The organism is Alphaproteobacteria bacterium (assembly GCA_037200005.1).
Lineage (GTDB): Bacteria > Pseudomonadota > Alphaproteobacteria > UBA9219 > RFNS01 > JBBCGY01.
On the sequence record JBBCGY010000001.1, the window covers coordinates 1,750,394 to 1,765,188 of the forward strand.

The window sequence follows — 14,795 nt, forward strand, 5'->3', positions numbered from 1 at the left end:
TATTCGGATCAGCCCGTCTTCGCTTCCTTCGGAAGCTTCACCGGGCACTGCTTCGCCCTAACGGTCTTCCGCGGGCCGCGCCACGCGTAGCCCGTAAGGGCGAAGCGTGGTGGAGCTGATGAGGATCGAACTCACGACCTCTACAATGCCATTGTAGCGCTCTCCCAGCTGAGCTACAGCCCCCTCGACTAATCGGGGCGGTTTATAGCAGTCGTTCGGGAAAAGCGCAAATCAGGAATCGCGCGACGCGGATAAGTCGGCGAGAAAGGCGGAAAACGGCGCGTTTGGCCCTACCCCGAAACCTCGTCCAGCAATTTGCGCAATTGCTGGCCTACCGGCTGGGCGGGGCGGATTTCGTTGATCGCCAGCATATCCTGCCCCCGGATATGGTCGATAAAATCGGGATCGCAAGTGATCAAAACCTGCCCGAACAAGGTGACGTCGATGGCGGAAACCTCGGCTTGAAGCCCGTTTTCCGCGATCCATTCCTTGAGCATGGCGGCAAATTCGAGCGCCATGGTTCGCCGCGCCTGCCGCTGCAGCAGCGGCGAAAGCGCATGGCGGTCTCCAGGCTGCAAAACGACGAAATACCGATAATGGTCGCCATTCATAGAGTTTCCCCCGGCGAGGGCGGCATTCATCATGATGGCTGTCGATGTCACGTCGCCTCGATTGGATCTGTTATTATGGACCTGTTCTCAGGGCCTGTTATTGCCTATCGCAGCTCAACAATTGGCAGGCCACCCCCGAAATCTCATGCTGCGCGACATGCCCTAAAGCCGTCTTGCCAACCGTTGACCAGCCGTTGAATTGCGATAGAGCTAGGATGCGTGACAAGATTTAAAGTCGGGTTAAGATGACGGCGCGGCCATTAAGCATGACTTAGGCCAAGGATTTGATTATGAAGGCAAAGTCTAAAACCGGCATTCACCATGCTGCGGCGCGGCAAAGGAAGATCGCGCCTCCGCCCGATGCCGCCGGATTGCGCGCCGCCGCGTTGCGTTATCTGGCGCGCTATGCCGCTTCCAGCGGCCGCCTGCGCCGCGTTTTGACGGCGCGCCTGGCGCGCGCGGCGCGGGACCATGCCGACTTCGCCGCCGATCCGGAACAGCGGGCGATCTTGCTGCAAGCCATAGAAATCATCATCGCCGACTGCATCGACAGGAAATATATCGACGACGCGGCCTTCGCCGCCACGAAAGCGCGCCATTTGCGCCAGGCCGGGGCCTCGCGGCGGGGACTGGCCGCCAAATTGCGGACAAAGGGCCTGACGGCGGCGCAAGTCGCCACGGTTCTGACGGAAGAAGCCGACGAGGAAGGCGAGCAGGCGGAATACCGGGCCGCGCTCCGGCTGGCGCAACGCAAGAAACTGGGGGCATTCCGGCCTGGGCCGCCCGACGCCATACAAAAGCGGCGCGATCTTGCTGCGCTTGCGAGGGCGGGATTCAGCCATGACGTCGCGCGTCGCGCCTTGAATAACGCGGAATAAAAGCCAATCGACCGCTTTATTTATAGGCCCCTTGCCGCTATTATGCCCGCCGCTGAGTTAGACCCATGGTCAGTCCGCTTGAAAACCCGGAAAAAACTCCGTCGCTATCGTTTGCAGAAACGCACTAAACTGGTGCGGATGCGACGGAGTTTTTTCCGGGCTTTCAAGTTGACGTAATATACTAAGGCATTGCAGTGACTGCTACGGCTACCTATTTTCCGCGTTCGGTCCATGACTTGACCATCCGCGCCGCCGCCAACACCGGACGGCGGATCACGGCTGGACTGACCGTGGTCAACCGCGCGGGCAAGGGCGCGCGCAGCCGCGTATGGCTGCCTGGCGATGTCACCCGCGATCCGGAAAAGCTCGCCGCGCACGAGTTCAAGGCCGAATGGGTCGCCGTGCGCGAAATCGACATCGCCCGCCAGTACGGCAACGACATGATCTACGACATGGATGTCGAATCGCAGAACCACCTGAAATGGGCGCTGTACGACCATTCCAAGATGACCGACGACGGCTATCGCATGGTGGTCGTGACGATGGGCCTGTACGAATCCTCGGCAATGCTGCGCGGCGGCGGCGACGAGCTGCAGATTTTCGACCGCGCCTTGCGCGACCGGGTGCAGCAGATCGTCAATATCCTGTGGGACATGGATCGCGGCACCAAGCTGAGCGACGCGCTCAACCGTCAATTATGGTTCAAGGGCTGGGACGAAAAACTTATGCTGCCGGATATCGGCATCAATCTGGCCGGCCTCGATCTGCTCTACCGCCAGAAAAGCTGGCATACGCCGAATCCGGTGAAGAAAATGAATTACACGCTGACGCGCAAATTTCTCGATCTGGTCGGACAATTGCGCCGCGATAATTTCCACAGCGACCAGGTGATGTTCGGCATTCATATTCCCGAATTCGACAAGAGCCACGAATGGATTTATCTCGCCGACGGCGACCAGAAAATCTGGGAATTCAACAGCGTCATATCAAGCATCTACAGCAAATTCGACATGTGGTCCGTGGGCAGCGGCTATGGCGTGCAGCCGACGGTCATGCATCTGCCCTCCTACCGCCACCGCCAGTCGGTTCAGTCCATGCGGGCGGCGTAGGCATTCCGTTACTTGATGGGTAGGGAAACCGCGCGCACGAGCGCCGAGATTCGCTGCGCCGGTTTTTCTGGAATATCGCCCTGGCAATATATTCGCCGTCAAATATAACACGGAAAAGGTGAAACTATTTTGAAATCAGGCGCAACCCTTGCGGGCAGGGAATGGGTAAGCTATAAGGATTCCATTCATTTTTCGACTATTGCCCCCATTTCCACCAGGACCTCATGAGCATCCTGTTCGCCGCTCTCAACCGTGCAGCCCACGCGCATCGCGACGCGGCGACAGCAGCCGCGACGCCGCGGCTGGGATCGGGAATGACGGCGGCGGCGTCCGGAATGCCCTGGTGGCTGGCGATGCTCGGCGGGCTGATGCTTGGCATTGGCGGGGCCGGTTTATGGATGTGGCAGACGGCACCGATAACCAACAGCCAGCCTATCGCTATATCGCCGCCGTTCGGCAAAGAGGAAATGCCCGCCGCATCTTCCTCGGCCCTAATGCCCGCCGTCAAAGCGGGCATTTCGCTCGACGCCCAGGCACTCGCCATTCCAGCGCCGCTGCTCGATGAAGTGACGGCGAAAATCGATCCCGTCCTCAATCCCCCCGGCTCCCCATCCAGCCTGCGCCTCGACGCGGCCTCCCTCGAACAACCGGCGCTCGAAGTTCAGATCACGGACGGCATGACGCCCGCCGACAAAGCCGACGCGCTGCAGCAAAGCGGCAATATCTATGACGCCGCCGCTCTATGGCGCAAGCTGCAGAAAGAATCCCCTGCCGATCCCGCGATCCGCGCCGGTTTCGCCGCCGCGCTGGCCGCCGTGAACACGCCGGAAGCGCGCGCCGAACTCGACGGCCTGATCGCCGCCTGGCCGCAATTCGCGCCCGCCTATGCGGCGAAAGCGGCGGCGCGGGCGAAGCTGGGCGATCTCGACGCCGCGCAGAATCTGCTCGAACAGGCTTTCGCGCTGAACCGCAATCCGGATTACCGCCTCAATCTCGCGATCATCGCCGACCGCCGGGGCAATGCGCAGCAAGCGCTGGCGCTTTACCGCGAAGCCCTTGCCGAACGCGCGCAAGGCGCGGCGGCGGCTCCGGTAAACTGGCCGATGATTCAGGCGAGGATTGATTATCTTGAGGGCAAGGGCCTTGAGCGGAAGGGTCCGGCGGGCAAAGGCAGCCGGAAATGATCCACGGATGACGCCGATCCTGAATCACTTCTCGCTCCGCGATCATCCTTTCGCCCTGACGCCCAATCCGCATCTGTTCTTTCCCTCCGAGCATCCGCAGGCGATGCTGGCGGGACTGGAATTCGCGCTGATGCGGGGCGACGGACTGTTGAAAATCACCGGCGCGATCGGCAGCGGCAAGACTTTGCTGTGCCGCCTGCTGCTCGACCGGCTGGAAGCGCTTGCCGTCAACACGGCTTACCTGAACGCGCCGGTGACCGATCCCAAATATCTGCCGCTGATCGTGGCGCGCGAATTCGGCGTCGAGCCGAGCGACCATTGCGAACCATACCGCGACCTGCGCGAATTCCTGCTGCGCGAATTCGCGCATGGGCGGCGCAACGTGCTGGTGATCGACGAGGCCCAGGCTTTGGGCGCGCAAGGGCTTGAGCTGGTGCGGCTGTTGTCGAATCTCGAAACCGAGACGCACAAGCTGCTGCAGATCGTGCTGTTCGGGCAGAAGGAGCTCGACGGGCTGCTGGCGCGGCATGATATGCGCCAAGTGGCGCAGCGCATCACTTTCAGTTTCTCGACCCGTCCCCTGCCCCGCGACCAGGTCGCCGCCTATGTGCGCTACCGGCTGCAACGCTGCGCCGAGGGCTATCACGGCCCGGATTTATTCTCGCCCGCCGCCGTGAAGCTTCTCACCGCCGCCAGCAGGGGCTGGCCGCGCCCGATCAATATCCTGGCCGACAAAGCGCTGATCGCCGCTTATGGCGCCGGCGGCAAGCGGGTCGAACGCGCCCATATCCGCGCCGCCATCGGCGATACGCGGCATCTGCCGCTGCCGGTGCCATTTCTCGACCGACTCATTTGGCGGCGGAACTCGGCGTAGTGCCCTCGACCACTTTATCCTCGTTCCACAAATAGCTCTGATGCGGCGCGAGGGTGATGGTGCGTTCCTTATCGCCGATATGCTGCACGAAACGCGCGCCGTCGGCCGTCACGTCGATGATGTCGAATTCCGGATCGCGCGCGGCGGGCGTCAAAACACGGCCATTGAGGCGCACTTGCCATTGATCCTGGCCGTAATAGACGAGGGAATCCAATGTCGTCATGCCTTGCCATGTATTTTGGGCGGCGCTTTCCTGCGGCGTCAGGAACAAGGACGGCGGATTGCCGGCATGAGCCGGAATGGCCCATAAAAGCAGCAGCAATAGGACGATCATGGCTTGGCCCTCGCCATCAGCCTGTCCTCGGCGAAAGCCAGCCATTTGAATTCCATTTCCGCCGCGATCAAAGACGGATTGGGCGCGTCATCCGGCAGATGGTCCGCGTCGCGCCGCACAGCGAATTTTTCGAGGCGGATATAACCCGGTGCCTGGCGGCTCGCCTTTTCGGCGAAGGCGAAGATTTGCCGGTCGGTGGCGGCGGTCGCCTTGACCGTGAGCGCGCTCGAGGTCAGCGGCCATGATTCAGGCGCGGCGGGAAGCGCCTGCACGGACGCGGCGCTGCCAAGCTTAAGTTCGAAATCGTTCAATCCGGCCTCGATTCCGATCTGGCGCAGCGCGGCGACGATCTGCGCACGCGGCGGCGGCGCGACCAGATTGCGCCAGGCGGCTTCGCCCATGTCGGCGCGCAGCTTCAGCCCTTCCGCCCTGTCATTTTGCAAGGCCCGGTATTCGTCGCGCCAATGCGCGGTCTTCAACTGCTGCTGCTCCTGTTCCGCGCGCGCGGCAACCAGCATGTCTTCGCCATAGGACGAACCCACGGCGAAAATGAGAGCCAGCGTCCCGGCGGCAATCCACGGCATGAGATATTTTTTCATGGCTCGCGTATCTCCAGCGTCGCGGTGGAAGGAGCCGCGGCCTGCGCGCTCAGCATCGCCGGATCGGAGAAGGGATGCGCCGAGTCCAATGCATACGGCGCCTGGGTTTCCTTGATTTCGGCGGCGGGCATCGCCTTACGCGCGGCATCGGCGAAGTCGCGATAGAGCTGCAAAGCCTCCTTCTGCGCCGGATCTTTCTCCGTCGCCTCGAGCGCGAGGCGCATCGTCATGCCGGTCAGCGCACCGTGCCCCGGCTGCGCCTGCCATGTCAATTCGCGCAGGCGGATGGCGGGCGGAAGAATGTCGCCCAGCTTGCTCAATAAAACCCACGGCGCGGGAGCCGAGGCGGCGTCGCGCAGCATCTGCGCATGGCGCATGCGGGTTCGGGCCATGACATCGCCGCCCATGCTTTGCTCGACATGATCAATCGCGGCCTGGATTTCCGTTTGCTCGGTTTTCTGCGCTTCGGTCAGGCGGCGCGTCTCGTACAAATCATAGGCCGCGCTTCCCGCGGTCAGGACGCAAGCCAGCAAAATCGTAGCCGCCACCGCCCAGCCGCCGCGCGCGATAATATTCTCCCGATTGGCCGCCGCCGCTTCGGGCGACCACAGCGGATGCAGGCGGCGGCGAAAATGTTTCTGCGCGGCGATCAGCAGCCCCACCCCGTCGGCGCAGCCATAAGGCAGCTTGAGCCACGCGGCGGCGTCTTGCGGCGACAGCAGCAGCGCGTCGGCGGGCAATCCCGGCGCGGCGTCGGCCAGCGCCGCTTTCGGGGCCACCGCCACGATCTCTTCTTCGGCATCGAAGCGCCAGCCATGGCGAGCAAGATAATTCCGGGCATCGCGCAAGGCTTGCTGAATAGCCTCGCCCGGCTGCTCGCCGTCATCGTCCATGGCGATCATGCGCGTCAAGACCGGCTGGCCGTCATGCAGCGTGACCTGCCGCGCACCGCCCGGCATGGCGATAAAGATATGCATCCAGGCGGCAATGTCTTTCCCGGCCAGATCGCGCGCCATGCAGGCGATGATGTCGCCGCTCAGGATCGTGCCGCGCCGCGGGTTAGGTAGCGCCGCGAGCCAGCGCAGCCACGCATAAGAGGGCGAGGTTTCGGGAAGATAGGCGAAATAAGCCGTTTCGCCCTCGGCATCGCGCTTCACGGCGATGCAGGCGGCAAGCGCGCCGGAGAAATGCTGCTCCATCCGCCGCTGCATAAGCTGCGCCCGGTCGAAACGGCCCAGGCGCGGCAGGCGGTCGGGACGGATTTCCTGCGCGTCATCGTCGGCGATCAGGATCACGCCGAGACGCGGCGAGGCCAGCAATACCGCGGCCAAATCCTTCGCGCCGTCGGGATGCACGGCCGCGAGCGGCGACGGCATCCATCGCGGATGCCACAATGCCGCGCCCCGGCTGCCGACGGTGAGAACGAAATCACTCAATGCGCATACCCCAGATTTTTCAGCGAGCCATAGAGCGGCGTCAGCACCGCCAGCACGATCCATATCAGCAACAGGCCCACAGTCATCGTCAGCGCCGGCTCGATGCTCGCGACCAGTTGCTTGCCGCGCGTCATGGCTTCGGCGTCGTAATCCTTGCTGGTCTGCAGCAATTGCCCCGCGAGATCGTCGCCCTGTAGGCCGATTTGCGCCCGCCGCGCGATCATGCCGGAAAAATCAGGCTGGGTCCGCATCGCGTCGGCGAGACTCTTGCCGTCCGCGAGCTGCCCGATCATCGCGTCGGCCTGCCGCGCCAGCGCGCGGTTGGTCAGAGCCGAACGCGCGCCCTGCAGCGAAGGCAGCAGCGGCACGCCGCCCGCGATCATCAGGGCAAGGTGATGCAGGAAATGCGCCTTCTCGACGGCGGCGGCGATCTTGCCGATCAGCGGCAGGCGCAGCAGCATCCCGTCCGTGCGTAGCGCGAATCCCGCCGAGCGCAGCCGCAGCCGCGTGACGAACAGAAATCCTCCGGCGGCAACCAGAGGCACGGCCCACAGCAGCGTGACGAATTGCTCGGACAGCCAGATCAAGCTTCGGGTAGACCAGGAAAGCGCGGTATTCTGCGCGGCCAGAAACTGCGTCAGTTGCGGCACGACCATCAGCATCATGAAGGCGATGGCCGCGCCGGTCAGCGCCAGAAGAAAAAGCGGATAGCGCAATGTGCGGCGCAACGTCGCGCCAAGCTCGGCCTGCCAGGCGACGTGATCGCGCGCATGGGCGAAAGCGGCGGCAAGATCGCCTCCCGCCAGGCCCGCTTGCAGCAGCGCCGTGACCGTCGGCGAGAACGCGTCGCGATGGCGCGCGCACGCGGCGGCGAAATCCGCGCCGTCGCGCACCTGCCGCGTCACCTCGCGCACCGCGTCGCGCAGCGCGCTATCCGGCATCGCGACGACGGTGTCTTCAAGGCAGGTGACCAGCGGCACGCCCGCCTTGGCCAGCGCCGCCAGCTGCGTGAACAGCAGCACCCGCTGCTTGCTTCCCTGCTCGCCGCGCCAATGGCGGAACCAGTGAATCCGCTGCCGCGCCCGGAAAACGATCAGCTCATAGCCCATGCCGGCCAGCCGCTCGGCCAGATGATTCTCATTGGCGGCGTCCATCCGGCCCTTCATGACCTGACCGAGCGTATTGACGGCGCGAAAACGGTATTGGGGCATTTTTGGTGGCCGGGGAGTTAGAAAACCTGTCTCTCGAAAGGTCGCGTTGGCCTTTAGCCGCGAGGCTTGGACATACGCCAGCGCCTCCCCGACCAAAGTCGAGGAGTGCGAAAAGCGCGGCTCGCACAAAGCCGCGAGAGACAGAGGTTTCTACGCCCCGAAGCCAAGAAAAATTTGGCTTCAGGCACAGGTTAGGCATTCCCGGAATAGGAGTCAAATAAACGGCGAAAGGGCGGAATCCGTCCTTTCTCGGCCTAGGCTTTGCCTTTTTTCCTGGCGCTGCCCGGCTCGGTGGAGGCGCGATGCATTTCCGCCGTGATATCGGCGGGAAGCACCGAACCCATCGCGGCGCGCATTTTATTTTGCCAGCCGCTGATGACCTCGCCCTCGCCATTCATCATGGCGTCGAATCCCTTTTGAGCCACGGAATCCGCGTCTTCCTTTTCGCTCTGCCCGACTTTCGTATCCATCAAGCCGGCGCGTTCGAAAAATTCTGTTTCGGTCGCGCCCGGCATCAGGCAGGTAACGGTCACGCCGCTATTCTTCAATTCATGGCGCAGCGCGAAGGAGAAGGAGTCGAGGAACGCTTTGGTGGCGTTATAAACCGCATGAAAAGTTCCCGGCACGAATCCGGCGATGGAGCCGGTGATAAGGATGCGGCCATGGCCCAGATCGCGCATGTCCTGGCCGACTCTATGGATCAGATAGAGCGTGCCGGTGATGTTGGTGTCGATCACATGCCGCCAGGCATCCACCTCCTGATCCAGAAAGCCCTTGCCGAGACCGCGACCGGCATTCGCCATCAGAACTTCGACCGGACGGCCATTCAACGCCTCGTAAAGCTCGTCGACTCCTTCCATCGTGGCGAGATCAGCCTGTACCGTCTCCACGCTGGCGCCGAGAGCTTCGAGGGCCTCCGCCGCTTCCTCGATTTCGGGCTCGTCCGCCGCGATGATAAGATCGAAGCCGTTCCGGGCGCTGCATTTCGCAAGCTCGAAACCGATGCCGGTCGACGCGCCGGTTACCACGGCAAGAGGCCGTAACGTCTGGGATGTGAGGGCCATGGCGTTCTCCTTTATGGTCAGGGTTTCATGACGACTTTGATGCAGCCGTCTTTCTTGTCGCGGAAGGTTTTGTAAAATTCCGGACCTTCTTCCAGCGTCGTGCGGTGCGTGATGACGAAGGACGGGTCGATATCCCCTCTCACGATCCGCTCCATCAGCAGCGGGAGATAATGCTGCACGGGGGTCTGCGCCATCCGGAAAGTGAGGCCGCGATTGATGGCGGAACCCATGGGGATATTGTCCAGCAATCCGCCATAGACGCCGACGATGGAAACCGTGCCGAAATTCCGGCAGCATTGGATCGCCTGCCGCAGCACATGCGGGCGGTCAGTGCCCATGAAGGTCGCGACCTTGAGCCGATCGACCGCCGAATCCAGGCTAGCCATGGCGTCCGCCTCGGTTCCGACGGCGTCGATGCAGGCGTCCGCGCCGCGCCCGCCCGTCAATTCCTGGATGCGCTCATACACATCCTCCTGCATGAAATCGATGGTGACGGCCCCGGCGTCTTGCGCCAGCGCCAGCCGCTCGGGAACGGTGTCGATCGCGATGACGCGCGACGCGCCCAGCAGAAAGGCGCTGCGGATGGCGAACTGCCCGACCGGCCCGCAGCCCCAGACGGCGATCGTGTCATCCGGCTGGATGCCGCAGAAATCGGCGGCCATATAGCCTGTCGGAAAAATATCGGACAGGAACAGCACCTGCTCGTCGCTCAAGCCTTCCGGAACCTTGATCGGCCCGACATCGGCATAGGGAACGCGCAGATATTCGGCCTGGCCGCCGGCATAGCCGCCCAGCATGTGCGAATAGCCGAACAAGCCCGCCGGAGAATGGCCCCATAATTTTTCCGCTTTCTTGGCGTTGGGATTCGACCGCTCGCAGCCGGAAAAGAATCCGCGCTTGCAGAAAAAGCATTCGCCGCAGGAGATCGTAAAAGGCACGACGACCCGGTCGCCGACCTTCAGCTTCTTATTCTCGCTTCCGACCTCGACCACCTCGCCCATGGTTTCATGGCCGAGAACGTCGCCATGCTCCATGGTCGGAATCAGCCCGTTGAAGATATGAAGGTCGGAGCCGCAGATGGCACAGGCCGTGACCTTGATGATCGCGTCGCGCGGATGCTCGATCTTGGGATCGGGCACGGTTTCGCAGCGCATGTCATGCTTGCCGTGCCAGCATAGGGCTTTCATCGAACGACTTTCCGAATCTGCAAGAGGGCTAAATCTGTAAAAGACTGTGGGCCGACTATAGAAACGGAGGCCATAAAGCCGCCATGCTTGAGGGATGCGAAAGGAATCTGATTAAGGTTCGGCTCGCGCGGCGGCCGGCGGAATTTTTATGGCCGGGGGGGCCGGTTGATGATGGCGAAGCTTCGCAACCTCGGATCGGTTCGGCACAGGCGTCACGAAAAGTAAAACGGCCAGAGCAGGCCGAAGCCGCCCGATGCCGCATTCGCGGCCAGCGACCATAAAAAGCATGTGGACAGCCTTATTTTATCCCCGCGCAGCAGCAGGAAATACAGCAAGCTTTCGGCAACGACAACCGCGACTTCGCCGACGACGAAGAACCGCCACCATAAATAATCCTGGCGGGCGAGGATGGCTTTCATCGAGACGGAGAATATAGGCTGCGTAACGAGGTTGGCGATTACGGAGAGGGCGGCCAGCTTCGAGCGTTTTATCCGTGCGGGCACGGCAAACGCCAATACGGATGCTTCGATGATGATGGTCAGGAAAAGCTCGGCAAGCGATCCCTGCACATCACTGCTCCACGATAGCGATGCCATCCTGGCGGTATATCGCCTTGAAATGAGCGTCGAACGCCTTTTTCTCGAAGACATCGCTGGTCATTTCGCGTCCGTCCTTCAGCTTTAACTTCAATTGAAGATAGCGAGCAAACCCGTAAGCCATGCCGGAACAGACTGCGGCGGCGCAGGAAAATCTCTGCGGTCCGACGGCCGCCAGCGGCTGGGCATCGCCGCAATCCGCCTGCTTGCATAGCAACAGCACGCCCTCTTCGGCCTGACCGGAAATCTCGGAGGGAAGGTCGATGCGGATCGTCGGCTTGGGGCCGATATCGGCATGCGCCGGGCGGAGGCCAAAGACCGCCCATGCGGCAACCAGCGCGGTCGCGATGATGGAATTTTTCATGAACTTCCTTCCGTTGTCCGTACTATCCCGGTGCCGACACGGCGGCGGCGAGGTCTTCGTAAGCCACGCGGCCCGCCTCGACCTTCGCGGCGCCATGCTCCCATATACCGGAAAAACCCTGCCGCGCAAGCAGCTCGTCGCGGCGCGACGGTGCGAGATCGACGGCGAAAAGCTCCTCGGCTCCGGCGGGAAACTCCAGCGCCTCGGCGACCAGGGTTCTGCCGCGCCGTCCGGTATTGAAGCATGCCGGGCAGTCACGCGCGACGCCGCCGCCCTGCGGCTTGCAGTGCGAGCATAATGTCCGTACCAGCCGCTGCGCCACCGCGCCGCGCACATGTCCCGGCAGCAGATGGCGCGGCACGCCGAGATCGACCAAGCGCGGAATGACGCCGAGCGCGTTGTTGGTATGCAGCGTGGACAGCACCAGATGCCCGGTCATCGCCGCGCGCATCGCCTGCTGCGCGGTGGCGGGATCGCGAATCTCGCCGATCAGGATGACATCGGGATCGTGGCGCAGCATGGTGCGTACGCCCTCGGCGAAGCCAAGTCCATATTGCTCTCTCACCTGAGTCTGGCTGACGCCGTCGAACCGGTATTCGACCGGGTCTTCCAGCGTCATGATGTTGCGCGCGCTGCGGTCGAGCTCGCGCAGCAGCGCGTTCAAGGTCGTGCTCTTGCCGCTGCCGGTCGGGCCCGTGACCAGAACCAGGCCTTCCGGACGCTGCATCCAGCGCCGCAGCATGGCGATGTGACGGTCGCCGAATCCCAGCGAAGCGAGCGGCAGCGCGGCGAAACGCGGATCGAGTAGGCGCAGCGCCGCCGACTCGCCATGCACCGTCGGCATGAAATTGGCGCGGAAATCGATGCTCGCGCCGCCGCAATTTTCGCTGAAGCGCCCGTCCTGCGGCATGCGCGTCTCGGCGATATTCACGCCGGAGAGAATTTTCAGGCGCTGCAGCAGCGGCGGCCAGAAATCCCGGTGCAGCGCCTTCACCTGATGCAAAACGCCGTCGATGCGCAGGCGCACCGCGAGCGCGCTGGGCTGCGGCTCGAGATGGATGTCGGACGCGCCAAGCTCGGCGGCTTCGGCCAGCAGGCGGGAGAGCCAGGCGGCGACTTCGCCGCTTTCCGGCGCTTGCCGCAGCGTCGGGCGCGCGGCGACGCCATAACAGCGGTCGATGGCGGCGCGCAAAGCTTCGGCGGGGGCGAGCGCCAGCCGCAGCCGGACGCCGGCCCCGAGACAGGCGCGCAGCTGATCCTGCGCCACGATGTCATAGGGATCGGCGCAGGCGACGGCCACGACGCCATGCTCATGGCGCAGCGGCAGCATTTGCAGCCGCGCGGCGAGCTGGTGGGGAACCGCGCCGATCAAGGACGGCTCGGGTGCGAGCGCCTGAACATCGCATACCGCAAGCCCCGCGCGCGCCGCCAGCATCCGGCACAAGACTCCGTCATCGAGATAACCGAGGCGGCGTATGACCTGTCCCAGCAATCCGCCGGATTGTTTCTGCTCATGCAGCGCGATGCGGAGCTGATCGGGCGTAATCAGCCCCTCCGCCAGCAGCATCTCGCCGAACGGCGGCGGCGCGTCATCTTCCAGATGCGCGGCCTCGCGGGAAGATTCCATGCGCGCGGTTTCGCGAGAGGGTTCCATGCGCGCGGTTTCGCGAGAGGGTTCCATGCGCGCGGTTTCGCGCGGCGAGCGCAGCTCAATGATTTGTGCCGATGGGTGGGCCGACAATGCTGCGTTTTTCATCGCCGTCACCATGTCGTCCCGCATGCGCCAGTGCCTAAATAGCTGACCAGCGCATTGCGGTCGGCATACACGATCACATCGTCGAAATTGTCACCGCGATCCATGAGGAAAAAATTATTGTCAGGCGTTTTGCATTCATCGTTGCAAGTCTCCGATTCCTTGCCTCCGACACATGGCCTTGCATTCGAGGGAAACCCATAACGCCAAGCCGCACAGTTAGCTCCCTGTCTCGCATAATACGCGCCGTAGCCATTCGCACCATGGCTAACGAAAACAACAGCGGCGGGGCTGGAAGCACTATTCGCAATATTGACGGCAAGCTGTTTAGGCAAACTGGCACGGCATATTCCATTTTTTCCCGCATCGGTCGTTACACAACCCGGCAGAATGTTCACTTGGGCTCCCGCGCATGACGCAGCGGGGGGCACGACACCGCTTTTCGCGAGTTCCGGATCGATATGCATTGTTATCCATCGTCCCCAGCCGTCTTTCGCCACCGATGGATCGAGACCCAGCGCAATGTAGGGTGGAATTCCGTCGGGGCCAGAAGTGCCAGCAGTTCGGCAAGTGCCGCATGCCGCCCCGTCCATAGTGCCAATCTTGCCGAAATTCGATGGAGAAGCGTTTGCCGGAGCCGGGCACGGCAGGCAGCCATTGGCCTGAACATAGGCGGCGGTGGCGCGGAGAAGGCTTTGCAGATTGGTCTGCGTCGCGCTCAACTGGCCCGCCTTGAGAAAGCTGGTCATCGCGGACATCACCGGCACGAGGATGATCCCCGCGATCACGACGACGAACGCCATTTCGATAAGGGTGAAGCCGAAAGCCAGTGTCCCGCTCCTGTGTTTCATATTTGGGCCGTCATTCCGGACACCCCCTTTAGGGAGCGATCCGGAATGACAACATTTCCTCAAAGCAGTGACGCGCACATGACATAAATGCCATTATTGTCGTAGCTATCTTTGCCAGCTATATCAGCAGATGTGTCGCCACCGGCGGCCGAGCGCATATTGCCCGTTGTAGCTTTGCCATCGTCGAGCTGAAGATCGATGGCCAATGCCGCACCACCCGGCACGTGGTCGAGGCATACGACACTTGTTCCCGCCACAAATCCGTTGGTGGTATCGAAAGCACCATTGTGAATCGTGTAAAACCCGCCGCTGAACGGATTGCTTGGCAACGTTGTGCTATTGCCATCGCCTTTGATTAAACCAGCCGCACGCAGATGAGACCAAAACCACACCGGCTCATTTTGATTGCCAACACTTTCGATGGTGCCCTTCCCATCGCCGGAACCAAGAACTTTATTCGGAAACCTTGTTGCAGCATTGGCATCATCCCCCGGCAATGCGCCGTAATTCTGGTTATAGCTTTGCGTGGCGGCCTGGAGCGATTTGACCGCTTGAACCGCGTTGGTGATGCGGGCGTTCTGGGTGATTTGCTGGGCCGTCAGCACGCCGCCGATGATCAGGCCGACGATGACCAGCACGATGGCGAGTTCGACCAGGGTAAAGCCGGCGGTTTTGTGCGCGCGGCGGGAGTGCAGATTCATGCCGATCATCATGGGAACGCTCCGAATGTTTTGTGAAGGAAGA

16 protein-coding genes and 1 tRNA gene are annotated in these 14,795 nt (G+C 62.3%); 4 read left to right on the top strand and 13 right to left on the bottom strand.

Annotated elements, in window-relative coordinates:
* Positions 1-107: 107 nt before the first annotated feature.
* Positions 108-183: transfer RNA gene (locus WDO70_09105), tRNA-Ala, on the bottom strand.
* Positions 184-290: 107 nt separating this feature from the next.
* The gene (locus WDO70_09110; protein MEJ0063341.1) at positions 291-662 is read right to left on the bottom strand and encodes a hypothetical protein; all 372 of its coding nucleotides are present in this window, start codon (positions 660-662) and stop codon (positions 291-293) included.
* 239 nt (positions 663-901) lie between these two features.
* On the opposite strand from WDO70_09110, the gene WDO70_09115 reads away from it, so the two are divergent.
* The 4 genes from WDO70_09115 (at position 902) to WDO70_09130 (ending at position 4,656) form a co-directional block, all read left to right on the top strand.
* The gene (locus tag WDO70_09115) at positions 902-1,489 is read left to right on the top strand and encodes a RecX family transcriptional regulator (protein ID MEJ0063342.1); all 588 of its coding nucleotides are present in this window, start codon (positions 902-904) and stop codon (positions 1,487-1,489) included.
* A gap of 194 nt (positions 1,490-1,683) precedes the next feature.
* Complete coding sequence (locus tag WDO70_09120) at positions 1,684-2,598, top strand: hypothetical protein (protein MEJ0063343.1); 915 nt, start codon at positions 1,684-1,686, stop codon at positions 2,596-2,598.
* Positions 2,599-2,822: 224 nt separating this feature from the next.
* Positions 2,823-3,782 carry a tetratricopeptide repeat protein gene (locus tag WDO70_09125; protein ID MEJ0063344.1) on the top strand — a complete coding sequence of 320 codons (960 nt, stop codon included), beginning with the start codon at positions 2,823-2,825 and terminating at the stop codon, positions 3,780-3,782.
* Positions 3,783-3,789: 7 nt separating this feature from the next.
* Complete coding sequence (locus WDO70_09130) at positions 3,790-4,656, top strand: AAA family ATPase (GenBank protein ID MEJ0063345.1); 867 nt, start codon at positions 3,790-3,792, stop codon at positions 4,654-4,656.
* Here WDO70_09130 and WDO70_09135 read toward each other — a convergent pair.
* The 11 genes from WDO70_09135 to WDO70_09185 form a co-directional block, all read right to left on the bottom strand.
* Positions 4,631-4,990, bottom strand: coding sequence for a hypothetical protein (locus tag WDO70_09135; protein MEJ0063346.1), 360 nt, complete (start codon positions 4,988-4,990; stop codon positions 4,631-4,633). The genes WDO70_09130 and WDO70_09135 overlap by 26 nt on opposite strands.
* On the bottom strand, positions 4,987-5,589 hold the full coding sequence (locus tag WDO70_09140; protein MEJ0063347.1) for a hypothetical protein: 603 nt from the start codon (positions 5,587-5,589) through the stop codon (positions 4,987-4,989). The genes WDO70_09135 and WDO70_09140 overlap by 4 nt, the downstream gene beginning before the upstream one ends.
* Entirely contained in the window at positions 5,586-7,025 is a 1,440-nt protein-coding gene (locus tag WDO70_09145) for a hypothetical protein (GenBank protein MEJ0063348.1), read from the bottom strand. The genes WDO70_09140 and WDO70_09145 overlap by 4 nt, the downstream gene beginning before the upstream one ends.
* Positions 7,022-8,236 (bottom strand): type II secretion system F family protein, encoded by a 1,215-nt coding sequence (locus WDO70_09150; GenBank protein MEJ0063349.1) that lies wholly within the window; start codon positions 8,234-8,236, stop codon positions 7,022-7,024. The genes WDO70_09145 and WDO70_09150 overlap by 4 nt, the downstream gene beginning before the upstream one ends.
* 254 nt (positions 8,237-8,490) lie before the next feature.
* Positions 8,491-9,300, bottom strand: a complete 810-nt coding sequence (locus tag WDO70_09155) for an SDR family NAD(P)-dependent oxidoreductase (GenBank protein ID MEJ0063350.1) — start codon at positions 9,298-9,300, stop codon at positions 8,491-8,493.
* A gap of 17 nt (positions 9,301-9,317) precedes the next feature.
* Positions 9,318-10,487 (bottom strand): zinc-dependent alcohol dehydrogenase, encoded by a 1,170-nt coding sequence (locus WDO70_09160; protein MEJ0063351.1) that lies wholly within the window; start codon positions 10,485-10,487, stop codon positions 9,318-9,320.
* A 212-nt stretch (positions 10,488-10,699) separates the two neighbouring features.
* Positions 10,700-11,083, bottom strand: a complete 384-nt coding sequence (locus WDO70_09165; GenBank protein MEJ0063352.1) for a hypothetical protein — start codon at positions 11,081-11,083, stop codon at positions 10,700-10,702.
* Complete coding sequence (locus WDO70_09170) at positions 11,058-11,447, bottom strand: hypothetical protein (protein ID MEJ0063353.1); 390 nt, start codon at positions 11,445-11,447, stop codon at positions 11,058-11,060. The genes WDO70_09165 and WDO70_09170 overlap by 26 nt, the downstream gene beginning before the upstream one ends.
* A 22-nt stretch (positions 11,448-11,469) precedes the next feature.
* Entirely contained in the window at positions 11,470-13,227 is a 1,758-nt protein-coding gene (locus WDO70_09175) for a GspE/PulE family protein (GenBank protein MEJ0063354.1), read from the bottom strand.
* Complete coding sequence (locus tag WDO70_09180; GenBank protein MEJ0063355.1) at positions 13,209-14,051, bottom strand: type II secretion system protein; 843 nt, start codon at positions 14,049-14,051, stop codon at positions 13,209-13,211. The genes WDO70_09175 and WDO70_09180 overlap by 19 nt, the downstream gene beginning before the upstream one ends.
* 59 nt (positions 14,052-14,110) lie before the next feature.
* A complete protein-coding gene (locus WDO70_09185) occupies positions 14,111-14,764 on the bottom strand; it encodes a type II secretion system protein (protein ID MEJ0063356.1) in 654 nt (217 codons plus the stop codon).
* Positions 14,765-14,795: the final 31 nt, after the last annotated feature.